Origin of the sequence: Prosthecobacter debontii (assembly GCF_900167535.1) — a bacterium.
Classification (GTDB): domain Bacteria; phylum Verrucomicrobiota; class Verrucomicrobiia; order Verrucomicrobiales; family Verrucomicrobiaceae; genus Prosthecobacter; species Prosthecobacter debontii.
In genome coordinates this window covers 148,112-164,698 of record NZ_FUYE01000004.1, presented here as the reverse complement: position 1 = coordinate 164,698, position 16,587 = coordinate 148,112, and the positions used below count along the sequence as shown (strand labels likewise).

The following is a 16,587-nucleotide window of genomic DNA, read 5'->3' as shown; positions in this document are numbered from 1 at the left end:
GATTCAATGAATGAGCAGTGTGTCTAACGTGTGTCTTTCATAAAAGCTCTCATAACGCATTGACAATCAACGTATCCTCTAGGCCATCCTGGCCTCATATGACGGCAGGATGCCGTCACGCCTTGAGCATCACTTCGCGAACACCTTGTCCTGGTCATTGCCGCCGCTTAGCAGGTAGGCGATGAGGTCGAGGAGTTCGTCCTGGTTCAAGGCATTGATGAGGCCGGGGGGCATCATGGAGACTTTGCGGGTTTCCTTGCGAGCGATTTCGCTCTCGTTGATCGCGAGTTGGTCGTTCGGAGCGAAGGGGTTGGCCATGACGAAGACCTTGCCGTTTTCCTCCACGACGATGCGGCCGAGGATGGTGGTGCCGTCTTTCTTGACGATCTCGTGGCTGTCGTATTGATCGGAGATGACCTTGCTCGGCTCCACGATGTTTTCCATGAGGTCGCGGATGGTGTAGCGGTTGCCGCTGCCGGTGAGGTCGGGGCCGATGCTGCCGCCGTCGCCATTGAAGCGATGGCAGGTGGCACACATGACGCTGCGATACATGGCCTCGCCATTCTTGAAGTCGCGACCTTTCAAGCCACTGCCAACGAGGGTGACGACTTCGTCCACGGTCCAGGCTTTACCGGGGCCTTTCGGGGCGACGTAGTTGGGGATGTCACTCCCTTCCACCTTGCTGCTCAGAGCCTCCATGTCAGCCAACTCGACCTCAGGCACGAAGGTGGCCAGGGAGTCCTTGCGGATGTTTTCAATGAAGCCCTTGAAGCTGTTGCCGCCCTTCCAAGTGCGGGCACGAGGGAACCAGGAGAAGAAGGTCTTCCGCAGTTCGGGAGTCCAACCGACTTTGGCATTCCGCAGCGCGAACATGTAGGCGATCTGCTGGGCATTCGGGCGACTGCCTGCTGCGGCACGAGCGGCATTGGCATAACCATCATTGCGACTGAGAACGGCATCGCTGGCGACTTCCTTGAAGTCATCCTTGGCGGTGGCCATGAGAGCCAGGGTTTCCGCCGGAGCCTTAATAGAGTCCAGAGCGATGAGGATCTGGCAGAGTTCGCGATTCACGGCGTCGCTTTCGCTCGGGTAATGCGGCTCCAGGTTCTCCACGATGGAGGCACAGACCTCGGGGGCGGGTTTGCCAAGACGGATCAAGATGAGTTCCAAAGCACGCAGGGCGGCCAAGTGCTGATCCAGGCTGAGATCGGCCCCTTGCAGACGACTCAAGGCCCCCAGCATCTGCTGCTGGAGTTCGACCTTATCGGGAGTGACATCACTGATGCCAGGAGAAGATGAACCGGCGGCAGGTTTCGCGGCAGGAGCTTCGGACTTCGTGCCATTGACACGAGCCAAAGCCACAAGGCCCTCGATCAACGCCATGGGCTGAGTTTCGCCCAGAGCTTTGTCTTTCCAGAGCTCCTGCGGCAGACGCTCGATGGCGACACGGGCGGCATAACGCACATGGCGATCGCTATGGCTGAGGTAAGGCCAAGCAGCGGCGAGGATCTTCGCAGGCTCCTGGCCATCGGCATGCATGGATTCCAGGACATGGCGCATGCGGGTCTCTTCATCCAGAGGCAGCGCCTGCACAGGAGCTGTGGATTCATCACCCACATACGTGACACGATACACACCCGACTGAGTGCGGCGTCCTCCGATGGCGAAATACATGGCACCATCTTGAGGGTGAATGATGACATCGGTCAGAGGCAGTGGTTTGCCAAAGACAAACTCCTCACGCTCGGCCAGGAAGCTGGCGCCTTTTGGGTGCAGGTGGATGGCCCACATGGTGCCATAGGTCCAGTCGTTGATGAAGACCGCGCGCTGATACTTGGCGGGGAATTTGGCGCCTTGACCGCTGACCACGCCCGTGGGACTTCCAGGACCGATGTCCAAAGTCGTCGGCAAGCTATCGGGATAGTATCGCGGCCACTTCCCGCTGCCGCTGCGCCAGCCGTAGTCGGCACCACTGACACAATGATTCACACGCGTGGGGCGATACCAGGGGGAACCGATGTCCCACTCCATATCAGCATCGTAGGTGAAGAGCTCGCCGCTGAGATCGAAAGCGATGTCGAATTCATTGCGGAAGCCATAGCAGAAGAGCTCCACATCTTTGCCCTCAGGGGTCATGCTGCAGATGAATCCTCCCGGTGCCATCTTGCCCCGAGCATGTCCATTGGCATCCCACATGCGCGGCAGGATGTGATCTTCGTCCCAAAGTTTAGCGGGACGGCTTTTGGATAGTTCGTTAGGCAGCTCGGTATGATTGCCGCCATTGAAATAGATGCGCTTACCATCGGGGCTGACGGTCATGCTGTGCAGGCCATGCTCCCCACCACCGGCCATGGTGACCAATCGCTCTTTCTTATCGTATTGATCATCACCATCGGTGTCTTGAAGGCGATACAGACCATTGTCTTTACCGTTTTCATTCACCATCACATAGAGGCTATGAAAGGCATACAGAAGCCCGTGAGCCTTGCCGAATTCGATGTTTAGTTTCTCGGGCTTGAGCAACTCCGTCTTGCCAATGGCAGGAACGCTCATGCGATAGAGGCTGCCGTATTGATCACAAGCGATCAGGCGGCCTTTGTCATCGGTCGTCAGAGCCACCCAGGACCCCTGCTCTTCCTTGGGCACGGTGTAGAGGAGTTCCACCTTAAAGCCTTTTGGCACGGTCACGTCCTCAGCCGCCACCACCGTGCCTTCACCTTTGGAAAAACCGATCTTCCCATCAAACACCTTTCCCCAGGGGCCGACGCCATAAGCTCCGAGAACCACCGCCGGCTTCCAGTCATTCGTGCCCGTGGCCGCTGCCTGCCACTGGTCGTTGGTCTCGATGACCTCCACACCGCCCTGCTGTTTTTCCAGTTCGAGCTTGGCAATCATACCCGCGCTGCCTCCACGATTCGTGGCCTGCACTTCAATGACGTTGGTGGCTCCCAACTCCAAAAGCTTGATCACATCGACCTTTACCGGTTTCTGCCAATCCTCATTCACCACCGCCTTTTTGCCGTTGATGAAAACGGTCGCGCCATTGTCACAGGTCAGACTAAGGGTGGCGGATTTCGGGGTCAGCTTGAGATCAAAACTCTGCTTGAAGGTCGCTTTTTCCTGAGCCTCGGCTTTTTTCGATGACCAAATCCATTGCGGTTCCGCGTGAAGCGTCGCAGCCAAAGAACAAAGCGTGAGAAGAGGAAAGAAACGAGCCGTCATGGTCAAGAAAAAGGCATCAAAGTACGTGTTCCGTCATTCGTCCCTTACAGCGTGTTCCTTTATTTCGGAGTCGCGCGTTCTCAAACGCTCGGAACTTCCTCGAAGAAGTCTCGCCAGACAGAGATGGGCTTCTCGTCTTCCAGATCCCAAATCCGTATCTCTGGCCTGCCTTCCTGCCGGAAGAAATAGCCCATGATCCCATCATAGCGAGAATAAGCCAGAGACTCATAGACCAAGATTTCGCCCTCGCGGAAGCGATCCCTCAAGGCTCTGAAGTCGCATCGCACCCGATAAGCTTGCCCCCTGCGAAAAGGGCAGTCGCTTCCTCCGTTGGAATCAAGACAGGTTTCTGAATTCATTGGGTTTTGGACTCGCTTGGGAGTAGGTCTTGCGGCCTCCTAACGACCAACAAGGCCCGCCCACGTGTGATTAAAGCGATCTGGCGTCGATCAAATCTCAAGGCGCAGATTTGATCGTCACCCAATCGGAAACACACTAAATCATCCTGGATGTGAACCGCATTACGGATGTACCACGAGGCGAAAGGCAACTCCATCCCATACATCTCGGTTTTGAAACCTTTTTGCCAACGTTGCAGTCCATAGCTGGCCCAAAACCCAGTCAAATATCGCCACTTGTTGTTTGGAGACAGAGAAGGGATCTCTCCCCATAAGAGTCCGCCACCTTCACTCGGTGGAGACTTCCCTGGAAGGGATGAGCTAAAGTCGCCTATGAGTATCTTGTCGTGACCTTCACGTCTGCTTTGATACATCAGTTGATAGCCCCCTGAAGGCTTCGTTTGAACCCTCAAAGATCCATCTTTTTCCAGAATAGCGACTTCAGCCACGACTTGACCTTGGCTGCCATCTAGAGCGCATTGAATCACTTGGCGACCGTCTGACGAAACGTAAAACAATGAACAATCTGTGGGTAAATCCAGTTTTGATGCAGGCACTGTCTCCAGACGGGTAAGCATGGACTTGTCGCTAACGAGCCAATACCATCCAAACAGAAGTGGATAACTGATGGTTTGAATCAGAATCGTTGCCCTCAACACACGCCAGAAAGAGGCCCTTGTTGGTCGTAGAATCAGCCAGATAAAAGGCAGTTCGAGGAGCAACGTCAGAAGGAACGCGAGGATGACGAACCCCAAAAACCACGTCTTGATATTGACGATGGTGATCCCGTCTTGGTTGGCCAAAAAATAGCAAAGAGGGATACCGCCACACCAAGCCGAAAAGTAGTTAGCGGCCATGGAGATGCAGACACTTCTGATCTTTGATGTACCAAACCATCTGGCGATCAAGTTGCCATCTAATCCTCCCAGCAGCATGTTTCCTCCTGCCAAATGAGCCATACTGCCCAAGATGAATGGGGTGCCAACATTGGCTAAGAGGATCGGGTCATAGGTCAACATCACTTCGCCTGTTCATTCTAGTGAAGAACAACTGATCCCTTCAATCTCATTGTTCAAGCAAACGCCTAGAATCATTCCGCTGCATTCACTTGGCAGCCGAAAGCCTAAGCGACACGAGTGGACCAAGATTTAAGATGACTTCTCCCGATCCATGAAGCGAGATCAGCACAGCGCCTTCGCTGTGCTGATCGCTTGAGATCTCTCTCTCTCGCTGTCAGAGTAGGCTTACTTCTTCCCCTTCTGCGTCGCTGCGGTGAACCAGTCACCACCGCCGCCGCCTCCAAAGGGATTGCCCATACCACCTCCACTGCTGCGATTGCGATCTCCTCCGCCGAAGCCGCCGCTGCGCTGACCGCCGCCTGGGCCTCCCTGCGCTGCGGGACGAGGACCACCTCCGCCGGTCTTTTTCTCGAAGTCCGGTTTCGACTTCATGCTGAGGGCGATGCGCTTGCGCTGGATGTCCACCTCCGTGACGGTAACCATGACCTTCTGAGCCACCTTCACGACTTCAGCGGGATCACGCACAAAGGTATCGCTGAGCTGGCTGACGTGGACGAGGCCATCCTGATGCACGCCGATGTCCACGAAGGCCCCGAAGGCGGTCACGTTGGTGACGATGCCCGGCAGCTTCATGCCCACGGTCAGGTCCTTCATATCGTTGACACCTTCTGCGAAGTTGAAGACCTCGAACTGCTTACGTGGGTCACGTCCCGGCTTAGCCAATTCGTTCATGATGTCTTGCAGGGTCGGCAGACCAACTTCCTCGCTGACATACTTTTTCAGATCGATCTTCTGGCGTAGGTCCGCCTTCTGCATCAGGTCTGCCACGGTGCAGCCAAGATCCGCCGCCATTTTCTCCACCAGGGGATAACGCTCAGGGTGGACCGCGCTGGCATCGAGCGGATGCGTGGCGTTTCGGATACGCAGGAAGCCTGCAGCTTGCTCGAAGGCCTTGTCGCCCAGACGAGGCACCTTCAGCAGATCCTTGCGCGTCTTGAAGGGGCCGTTCTCGTTGCGGAAAGCCACGATGTTTGCCGCATGGGTGCTGTTGAGGCCGGACACATAGCTGAGCAACTGCTTGCTCGCCGTATTCAGTTCCACACCGACACCGTTCACCGCGCTGATCACCACGTTGTCCAGGCTGTTCTTCAGAAGGTTCTGATCCACGTCATGCTGATACTGACCGACTCCAATGGACTTGGCGTCAATCTTCACCAACTCGGCGAGCGGGTCCATGAGACGGCGTCCGATGGACACCGCACCACGCACAGTGACGTCATGGTTCGGGAACTCCTCACGCGCCACTTCACTGGCGCTGTAAATGGAGGCTCCGCTCTCATTCACCATGATGACGGGGATGGCCTTCGGCACACCGATCTTGTTGATGAAGTTTTCCGTCTCACGGCTGGCCGTGCCGTTACCGATGGCGATGGCTTCGATCTTGAAACGATCCACCAGATTGAGGATCAGCGTCTTCGCCTGCATCAGGCTGTTGCCTTCACCTAACAAATAGATCACATCATTGAAAAGGAGCTGACCTTGCGCATCCAGCACCACCACCTTACACCCTGTGCGGAAGCCTGGGTCGATCCCTAACACACGCTTCTGTCCGAGAGGCGCAGCCAGCAGGAGTTCACGCAGGTTATCCGCGAAAACACGCACCGCTTCGGCATCGGCCTTTTTCTTGGACTCCAGGCGAAACTCCGTCTCCATGCTGCTGCTGAGCAGGCGCTTGTAGCTATCCGCACAAGCCAGCTTCATCTGATCTGTGCACGCATTGCCGCCTTTGACAAAGAGATTGCTCACCACCTGCACCGCGGTGTCTTCCGGTGGGTTCACCCGCATCAGCAGGAAGCCTTCTTTTTCACCTCGGCGGATGGCCAGCATGCGGTGGGAGGGGATGGCCTTCAGCGGCTCAGACCAATCAAAGTAGTCCCGGAATTTCTGCGCATCCGCCTCGTTTTCCTTACCATACATCACCTTGGAGGACACCGTGCTCTGCTCGGCAAACAGCTTTCTCAGAGCAGCGCGAGCCTCCGCATTGTCACTGATACGCTCCGCAATGATGTCACGAGCACCGGCCAGCGCCTCATTCACATCCTTCACGCGAAGCTCTTCGTTTTCGTGATCTGGATTCACCAGCTTGGCCGCCTCGGAGGTCAGATCCACGCCATGAGTGAATAGATTCGCCTCGATGAAGTCCGCCAGCGGCTCTAGGCCCTTCTCCTTCGCAATCGTCGCCCGCGTGCGGCGCTTCGGACGGAACGGCGCAAAGATATCCTCCAGCACGTTCATCGTCTCGGCTTTCTCGATTTTTGCCCGCAGCACATCCGTCATCAGCTTGCGCTCCTCCAGAGACTTCACAATCGCCGCTCGTCGGTCATCCAGCGCCACCAGTTGCTCCATGCGATCCTTCACATTCTGGATCTGAACCTCATCCATAGAGCCCGTCGCCTCTTTACGGTAGCGAGCGATGAAGGGCACCGTCGCACCATCGGCGAAGAGCTTCGCCGTCGCCCCCACCTGGATGGCCTTCAGGCCTAGCTCCTTGGCGACGCGTTCGACATGCTCGATATTGATGTTCAGTTCGTTGGCAGCAGACATGGTTGAAAAAAGGTCAGTGGGTCAAAAATCAAAAGTCTGGAGGGTTGGGAGCACACCGCCCTGACACCTCATTGAGTTAGCGAAAGGGGTATCCAGGGCAACCCCAGAGGCACCTCAGCCCGAAACTTTTGTTCGCGTCCCAAGCTTGACAAACCCAACTGCGCTGTGCGCGAGCTGTGGTCAGTGGTCAGGCTGGCTTTTTACCCCTGATCTCCATTTACTGAAAACTGAAGACATCATACTGAACACCGTTTTACTGCCCATGCCCGCACCCGCCCCCTTTGATCCCGCCGACCTCCCTTCCCTGGCTCAGGCCACCCTGAAAGCCGCCAAGTTCCCCGTCCTTGCCACGGTGGAGGGGGATCAGCCCCGCGTCCGGCCCGTCTCTCCGGTGCGCACCGAGGGCTTCGTCGTCTATGTCGCCAATCTCCGCCGTTATGGCAAAACCGCCGAGCTCGCCGCCAACCCGAAGGCCGAACTCTGCTACACCGATGACGACCACAACCAAGTCCGCATCACCGCCACCGCCGAGATCCTCACCGACCGCGCCCTGCTGGAGGACATCTGGAATAGCAACGCCCTCCTCCGCACCTACCTGCGCGACATCAACAACCCCGAACTCATCATTTACAAGTTCACCCCCACGCGCGTCCGCTACATGAAGGAATGGGCTCTGGAGTATCACGAAGTGCTAGTGGGGCAGTGATTGGGCTCCAGTCTTATTAAACCAAGCTCAAAGCCTCATTACTCACTGGGTAATGTGCCTCTACACTCCGAAACCCTTTTGCTTTTTTCAAAAGGTTAATCTCGACTGATTTCTCTCAATCACAGTCGATTAATACGAACTATCTTTATTAAGAAACAAACCCCAACCCTAAAGACACGCAAACTTAGACCCGAGTATTTACCAAGCCTAGCGGCCAATAGCCCAGAAACAGGGAGCCGGACAACAATGAATGCATCCTTAAATCCACATGGATCGCGTCATTCTAAACGCCGACACCCTTATGAATCCTCCTTCCAGCGAATCCGGCTTACTACGAACCCATTCACACCTTCTTCCACGAAACCGACATTGGCACCGTTTTTTTCCGTGCTTTGTCGCTACTGCGGTCAGCTTATTGTTAGGTTCAGGTTCTGCGACAGCCCAGGTCACTGGAGATTGGAACTCAAATAGTAGCGCCAATTGGAGTGATACTTCTCGCTGGGTTGACGGAACCGTCCCCAATGGTGTCGGGCATATTGCAGACGTGGTTCATAACATCAGCTCCACGCGAACCATTACCCTCGATGTACCGGTGACTTTAGGGGTGCTTAGACTGGGCGATACGAATGCCAGTCATGCGTTTTACCTCCAGGGTGAGACTTTGACTTTCGACAACGGCGGAGCTGGAGCAATCCTGGACCACGGCATTGGAAGCCTCACTGGCGGGCCTTCGCAGAATCCTAGCAGCAGTGACCGTCTCACCATGAAAGTGATCCTCAATGAGGATCTGAAGATCTTCGCAGAGCGAAACATTCAGTTTTACGATAGCTGGGATGCTCAGGGGAATGACATCACCATTGAAGGCACCTCACGGGTGTATTTCGTGGGAACGAACGGGACCAGTAGTAATGGCCGCTTGAACAACGCGGGGACAGTCAACATCATTTCCGGGGAATTACGGTTCGATGGTCAGCAGGGAGGAGTGGAGAATTATGTAGATGCGCAGACGATTGAACTGGGAACTGGATCTCCTGGACCAGGCATGCGCGCCTTCACACGTTTTTATCTTGTGAACACCGAAGCCACACAGGATTTCGATCTCAATATGAATGGCTACTCCTGGTTCATTAACGACCTGGGGAACAATGATCAGACATTCACCGGCAATATCACACTCACCGGAGACTTCTCCACGAACATCATTGATTTGAACGACCCGGGCTCTCAAGAGCAACATCACTTCACCGGAGTCATCTCCGGCACAGGCGGTCTTACCCGGCTGAATACCGGGGCGATGATCTTACACAATGACAATACCTATCTAGGCGAAACCCATATTGAACGTGGACGTAGCACTAACCTGGGAAGCATCCAGCTCACTGATGCCAATGGAAGATTGTCGGGCACCACGGCTGTGGTCATTGATCGAGACGGCAGCTTCTATCTGGACAATTCTGCTGCGGTTAACAATGACCGTGTCAACGACGCAGCCGATTTGGAAATGGGTAGTTTGAGCCGCTTCCGAATCATCGGCAACAGCTCTTCCGCAGTCTCCGAAACCATGGCCAATCTCGTTTTCAAAGAGGGCACCGGACGCATCAATTTTGATCTGGCGGAAGGCTCACCGCAGACGACCACCCTCAATTTCAGCACTTTCCAGCGAACGAGCGGTAGCGTCGCACAGATTCAGGTTCTCGATAATCTGCCCGGAAGTCTGGGCACCACCGCGCAACTGCACATTGCGGACGCAGGCGCTAGCACGCAGCAGATCGGAGCCGGGGGCAGCAATGGCACCACCACCCGCACATTGGTCCTCGGTGCCTATGGCGGGGTGAATGACATTTCCAATCACTTCATGACTTTTGACAGTGATAACCCCACACTGCTGCGTCCGCTGGATTTTGATACGGAGTACCTGCTGTCCCAAAATCTGGTAGAGAACGGGGTGGCTCATACGCTCAATCGAAACACGATCGATGGCACCGGACATAACGTGATGATCAACTACAACGTGCAGCGTGCAGTGGATCCAGATCCTCAGGTGGATTGGTATGACGTTCGTCCAATTCGGGTGACTGAAAGCATCGCCATCAACTCCCTGCGATTTGGCACCAACACTCCCACCAATGGCCTCAATACGAACGAATTGGGCTCCACCCTCGTCTTAGACCCCAATGCGGTGATCTACCTGGGAGATAAAGCCGCGGGTGATGGTCTGCCCGCCATCTCCACCACCGGCTCGGGCATGTTGCTATTTGGACGAGATGCCGACGGGACCTCCCCAGGGAGCAACCAATACATCATTGGTGGAGCTATGGACTTCGGCTCGCGAGAGGCGATCATCGTCAATGAAAGTGGTAACAGCGCTCTCCTTCGGACGGAGATCCGAGGGACCGGCGGCCTGACCAAAGGGGGAGCCCAGGCCATCTATCTGGACAACGCCAACACCTATACCGGTCTAACGACCATTGCGGAGGGAACCATGGTCATTCGCCATGATCAGGCCCTGGGAGGCTCTCATCAGGTCACCGCCGTGGGAAATGGAGCGCTCTACATGGAGCACGGCCTCAGCATCTCCAGCGACACCGATCTTCTAATCACCAACCGCGGCGTCTCTGGCACGGTCCTGCGTAGCAACTCTGGGCACAATACCTGGAACGGCGATATCATCGTGGATAACGTCAGTGAACTGGGGCAGCTCATTTACACCCCTTATGTGAATGTCGCGACGGGTGATACCCTTTCACTCAATGGCACCATCTATGGCGCGGATCTGAATCACACCTTGGCTGAGGACGTGAATCTAAGTGACGCCCGCATCATCTCCACGGAAAGCAGCAGCGCCGGCATCATTAATATCAACGGCGTCTTTCAAGACACCATGAATGGCCCCTCTTCGGTCCCGGTGGCGGACACGAATGAAAATCATTTGTTACGCTTTCAAGTCACAGGGAATGACCAATTGGTCGTGAATGTGCGCCAGCAATGGAATGCAGCCGGGCGGATCCTCGTGGAGCAAGGGCTGCTGCGGTATGAGGGGGAGGGCAACTTCTGGACAGATGAAGCCGCTGCCGTCATCTCACCGACCAACGGTCAAAGTGGCATGCGTTTCAGCGGCAGCTCATCAGGCAATGTAGCAAACATTCATCTGGTGCTGACGAAAGATGGCCAGAAGCTGAACATTGACCGCGTGGACATTGGCGGCAACGGCGGCAGTGATAACTACAATGACTTGGGGAACATCGTGCTGGCGGGCAGTCACAGCAGTGGGACGGTGACCTTCGGTAACGGTGCCAGCGTCATCTCCTACGGGGCCTCAGACTCCACCCGCTCTCATACGCGTGACCTCGCTGTTTTTGCGCTGGGAGAAGGCATCGTGAACGTGGATTTCCGTCTGGATGACACGGATGGGGACGTGCATACCTCCTTCACCAAAATTGGTAGCGGCATTGTGAACCTGCGGGGGGATAACAGCAGCAGCAATGGAGATGTTGAGCAAGTGAACCTGGCTGGAGGTCTCCTCCGACTCACGAATTACGGTAGCTCCACCGGGACTCGTTTTGACAATGGAGCCATGCTGACCTTCAGCGGTGGCAGTCTGGAAATGGATGGGGTGGGGTCCACTTCTGATAAAACGGAAAATTTCACTGGCACCGCCGTGGGTGGCGCAACGACGTTTCCCACAGGCTCGGCGAAAACGATTGTGGGTGCAGGCAGCTCCAATGTGATCGTGACCTCCGACGTGGGCCGGACCACGACACTGAACATTGGAAGTGCTGATGTGGCGTTGGATCGGCAGTCGGGAGGTACCTTGAACTTTGTCGAAAATAACCAGGGCGGAACCTCGGTGATCACCTTCACCGGTAGTGGTGGACCTGCCGCAGATACGGCCATTGCCTGGGCCACCTATGGTGACAGTTTTGATTCCAGCACCCGCAGCATCAATGCGCTGGACTTTGCGATGGTGGATAGTGCCGGAAATGTCTCCGCCTTTGATTCCGCGAACCGTGAGAATGTAGATGATGCCGGGAGCTGGAATGCTGGGACGGATGTCAGTGAAGGTGCAGCGGGATTCAGCGGCACCACGACGGCCGGTGCCAATATCAATACCCTGCACTTTGACCATGATGGCAGCAGCACACTCACCATTGATGCAAGTGGTCTCACCATCGAAAGTGGGGGGCTCATGGTCAGTTCAGCCGTGGCGACCACGGGCTCAACGAAGACGCTCACGGGAGGGTCTCTTCGGGCAGGTGCAGGACAGGATCTGATCATTCATCATTATGGTGCCGATACCCTCACGGTGGCTTCGGACATCGTGGATAACAGCGGCACAGCCTTGGTTAAAACAGGTCGTGGTGAACTGGTCCTCTCCGGTAGCAATAGCTACACCGGTGCCACGCATCTCAATGGCGGCACGGTCACGATCGACAGTGATGATCGACTGGGGGTGGCACCAACCTCCACTCAAGAAGCGCATCTGCGTTTCAACGGCGGCACCCTAAGAGCCACGGCGGATCTAACCCTGGATGCGAACCGCGGCATCATGATCGGGGGCAATGGCGGCGGCATCTCCGTGGATGACGGAGCCACTCTGAGCTATGGCGGCATTTTGACCTCTGAGCCGAATCCTACCGCAGGCTATGCTACTCCGCTAGCCACGGGGGCGCTGATCAAAACCGGAACGGGCACCCTTTCTCTGACGGGGACGGTGAACAACACCTTCACGGGCCAACTCGATGTGCGCGAAGGCACACTGCGCTGGGATGGCCAAGGGCTGGGAGATGTCACACTACATATTTTCGGCACCAGCAATGCTTTTCTGGATGGGACCATCATCCGCAGCGGAGCGACCTTGGATCTCGCGGGCGGAACCTTCGCAACCAACTCCAATGACAACGCCATCATTGAGGAGTGGTTCACCTTCGAAGCAGGTAGTACACTCTCCACCTCCCTGATCAGTGACTCGACCACGCCTCGTGATCGCAACTACTATCTGCGCGGAGTCGTTCATCTCGACGCCTTGGGACAAGCCGGTACCATCGAGGGGGCCATCACCATGAATGTGGCACGCCGTGGCATCTACTTCAATGATGACGGCGGTTACATCACCGGTGACGGGAGCATCCAGAAGGTGGGTGCAGGTGCCCTTTACTTCCGGGACAGCAGTCCTGAATGGACCGGGCAATTGATCATCAATGAAGGCACTGCCCAGGCTTACAGTGCGGGGGATGTCTTTGGCACGGGCACTTTGCCGATTTTGTTAGGCCACGATGGGTCTTCTTTGGGTGAAACACCCGGGGGCAACAGCACGGCTGGTATTTACATCCGGAATGAGACCGGTTTTCAAACCATCCCTTCCATCGAACACGACATCATCGTCCGCAACGAAAACGGTTTGGGAAGTCAAGTAAAACGCCTCGGAGGGGCTTATCTGACCCATGAAAACGTGGCTGCATTCAACGGCAATCTAATCCTGAACGACGATGTCGAGTTCTACTACCAAGATGATGCCCGTGACTCCACAATTACGGACAATTCGTCGCAGGTGCGTAACGACACACGCAACTACGGTGCGCCTGAGAACTCTGAAACGGTCTTCATCAATTTCAATGGAGACATCTCAGGAACGGGCGAAATCAAAACCAACATCTCACAAGGAGGCAACGGCAATACCATCAATGGTAGCATTTCCGGTGAGATGGATGACCTCGTGATATATACCATCTTCGGCCTCAACGGAGATAACACCGACTGGACAGGTGACCTGATCATCAGCAACAACGGCACCGGCGGCGGCGTCGATGACGTGGATCGCCAAGCTTTTGTTCGCCTGGGAAACACCTTAGCCCTCAATGATAACACCGTCCGTTTTGGTAATCGTGGCCACCTGCAATTGGCGGGGCTCGACAAGACATTCACGCAGAACTTTTTGTTCATCGGCGGCACGGGCAACGCACCCACGGCTAAGATTCAAAACGCCTCTGAGACCGACATCACCATTACCTTTCACGCAGATGAAACTCGAATCGAGTCCTTATTCCAAGATGTCGGCGTGGGTCTGGATGAAGGTGTGGGTTATGGCAGCACTTTAGCCCGACAAGGCTTGTTGAATGTGGTGAAGACAGGTGCCGGCCATACGGTCTTCGGTGCTTCCACCGGCGGCAACGACATCATTGACTCTTTCAGCAGCTATCGAGGAACCACAACCATCCAGGGAGGCATTCTTTATGCTGGTAGTAATAACTCGCTATCACCCAACTCCCGCTTCATCGTGGAAGACGGTGCAGCGTTGAGCATCTATTGGGATGAAGCTGGCACCGGCTTTGAAACCACGATCGGCTCCCTGGAAGGGGGCAGTGGTGCCCTGGTGAATATTGACAGTTCTATCTTGAGTGTGGGCGGAGACGGCACCACCGATGCCGACTTCGCCGGAACGATCTTGGGAGTCGGCACTCTTGTCAAGGTGGGAACAGGCACGCAGAGATTGTCAGGGGATAACACCTTCGATTCTTTCGAGGTAGCGATTGTCAATGGCTCTCTCGTTGGCGGCACGAACACGGCTTTTGGTCTCAGCGGGAATCAGATTTCCACGGGAGGCTCCTTCTCTACCATCAATCGTCTGGATGCACGAGTAGAGTTGCTCTTAGACGGTAGCGCGGACGCTGTGGAGAATTTCGTGTGGATGAACCCAGATAGCGCCTATGAGGGAGTGACAATCATTGGCACCCGCGCGACAAGCGGCACCTACGGGTTTGCCGACACGTCCGCTTTAGAAGCCAACAATAGCTTTTTTACCCGTTCCGATGGCACGTCCACCTTCCGGTTTGGAGGTAAGATTGACGACTTGGAATGGGGAAGCTCTGTCACCAAGATCGGCAGCGGCACCGTCGAGCTTTACGCTTCCAATGTCTATGGATTCGAAGCTTTCTCCGGCCAAGCTATTGATGGTGGGACCATTATCCGAGAAGGGCTGCTTTCCGTTTTCAATGAAGGTGCTTTGGCCTCCACAGTGGTGGAACTCGGTGATACTCGCCGCGTCCTGGATGAAAATGTTTTCTTAGCCACTTCCTCCGGCCTAGTCACCCGTATCCAGGGAGCATTTGAAGCCGATAGCGATGGTTTGGGCGGTTCAGGAAACGGTGCTTTCGTAGGCGTAAGCACTGACGTTGACGGAGTGACTCTCACAAGCTCGGACATCGGCAAACGCATCTTGGTTAAAGATGAACATGGTAATCCGGAGCGTAACGGCATTTACGAAATCGTTAGCATCGACAGTGACCGTAACACGATGACTCTTGTTCGGGCAGGAGACTTCGATGAGGAAACGGAAATGCTTTATGGCACCAGTGTTACTGTCGAAGGGGGCAGTCATGCAGGGGACAGCTTCTTCATGATTTCCCAAGACATCTCGACGGTGAATGGCGAAGAAACAGATCCGGTTTATTGGGAACAAGAGACCCAAAATGCCAATTTAGGACTCATGGCAGGTGAGGCTGACCTGACCATCTTCAATGACATCGATATTAACGATACGAATGGTCAAGGCATCACCTCCATCGGCGGCTTGTTTACCACAGGTAATTCAATCTTCGCCGGGAACATCACTCTGCAACACCAGGATGACACCGACAACATTCGTGAAGTCACACTGACATCCGCCTCCAATACGGACTCAGGTTCGGGTGAACGAGGTATCATCTTTACAGGCATCCTCTCCGAAGCGGAGTTTGGCGACACACTTCACGTTAGAATTGAAGGGGGTGGCAGTGTGACACTCACGTCTGATGGCCATAGCTATACGGGTAAGACAACCGTCGGAACCGATAGCACGTTAGTCCTTCATGGGAATGCAGCGATCTCTTCATCGAACTGGATCGAAACAGAAAACGGAGCCATTTTTGACACCACCCAGCTTTCCAGCGGTGGCAGCTATATCACTGAAGCGGTGATCAGCGGCACAGGCACATTTCAAACGGGCTCAGGCCAGTCGCTTATCGTTGAAGGCAATGGCATCGTACGTCCTGGTCTGTCCAGTAGTCCCTATCTCGTCTCAACTGCGGGAGATCAAATCGGAACGATCATCATCAATGGCGATTTGGACCTTACCGCAGGTGGCGATGTGGATCGGATCTTCCTACAGATGGGATCAGGTGGCGGCGCTGACTACAATGATGCCGATAACATGGTCGCCAACATGGGATCTGGCAGCGGGGTCTTTAACTCATGGTTAGCCTCCCAAGGAGACATCTATGACGCCTACACTGGAGGTAACCATGACCGCCTGACGATCACAGGCAATCTCGCTCTAGATGCAGGCGGATACATCCACTTCGACAATGGTGGAGGTTACACGCCTCAGTTTGGAGATGTCTTCAATCTTCTCGATTGGACAAGTCTCACCCAGAATGATTTCGAAGAAGGAAGCCTTCAACGGTCTGGTGGAATGATCGGAGATCTTTATCTCCCAGATCTCGCTGCTGGTTGGTTCTATAACATGAGTCTCTTCGCGTCTCACGGCATCGTCGTCGTAGTGCCGGAACCGAGCCGAGCTCTTCTTCTCATTTTCTCGCTGGTCTTGCTTCTACAAAGAAGGCGCAGATCGGCAATGCAAACGCCACGCTACTAAACTTAACCC

The 16,587-nt window shown here is 55.0% G+C and carries 5 protein-coding genes; 2 read left to right on the top strand and 3 right to left on the bottom strand.

The window, feature by feature from the left end; translation table 11 throughout:
* Positions 1-129 precede the first annotated feature (129 nt).
* The 3 genes from B5D61_RS07335 to B5D61_RS07320 form a co-directional block, all read right to left on the bottom strand.
* Positions 130-3,222: a c-type cytochrome gene (locus B5D61_RS07335; RefSeq protein WP_078812686.1), complete on the bottom strand. Its 3,093-nt coding sequence runs from the start codon at positions 3,220-3,222 to the stop codon at positions 130-132.
* A gap of 355 nt (positions 3,223-3,577) precedes the next feature.
* Positions 3,578-4,639 carry a hypothetical protein gene (locus B5D61_RS07325; protein ID WP_078812684.1) on the bottom strand — a complete coding sequence of 354 codons (1,062 nt, stop codon included), beginning with the start codon at positions 4,637-4,639 and terminating at the stop codon, positions 3,578-3,580.
* A 225-nt stretch (positions 4,640-4,864) separates the two neighbouring features.
* A complete protein-coding gene (locus B5D61_RS07320; protein WP_245846502.1) occupies positions 4,865-7,243 on the bottom strand; it encodes a Tex family protein in 2,379 nt (792 codons plus the stop codon).
* Between the two features lie 262 nt (positions 7,244-7,505).
* On the opposite strand from B5D61_RS07320, the gene B5D61_RS07315 reads away from it, so the two are divergent.
* Positions 7,506-7,949 (top strand): pyridoxamine 5'-phosphate oxidase family protein, encoded by a 444-nt coding sequence (locus B5D61_RS07315; RefSeq protein ID WP_078812683.1) that lies wholly within the window; start codon positions 7,506-7,508, stop codon positions 7,947-7,949.
* Between the two features lie 301 nt (positions 7,950-8,250).
* A complete protein-coding gene (locus B5D61_RS07310) occupies positions 8,251-16,578 on the top strand; it encodes an autotransporter-associated beta strand repeat-containing protein (protein WP_176159275.1) in 8,328 nt (2,775 codons plus the stop codon).
* The last annotated feature ends 9 nt before the right edge of the window (positions 16,579-16,587 follow it).

What these genes read in the sequence shown, in the direction of transcription:
- B5D61_RS07335 (WP_078812686.1), bottom strand. Translation starts at nt 3,222, where the DNA reads ATGACGGCTCGTTTCTTTCCTCTTCTCACGCTTTGTTCTTTGGCTGCG.
- B5D61_RS07320 (WP_245846502.1), bottom strand. Translation starts at nt 7,243, where the DNA reads ATGTCTGCTGCCAACGAACTGAACATCAATATCGAGCATGTCGAACGC.
- B5D61_RS07310 (WP_176159275.1), top strand. Translation starts at nt 8,251, where the DNA reads ATGAATCCTCCTTCCAGCGAATCCGGCTTACTACGAACCCATTCACAC.
- B5D61_RS07315 (WP_078812683.1), top strand. Translation starts at nt 7,506, where the DNA reads ATGCCCGCACCCGCCCCCTTTGATCCCGCCGACCTCCCTTCCCTGGCT.
- B5D61_RS07325 (WP_078812684.1), bottom strand. Translation starts at nt 4,639, where the DNA reads ATGTTGACCTATGACCCGATCCTCTTAGCCAATGTTGGCACCCCATTC.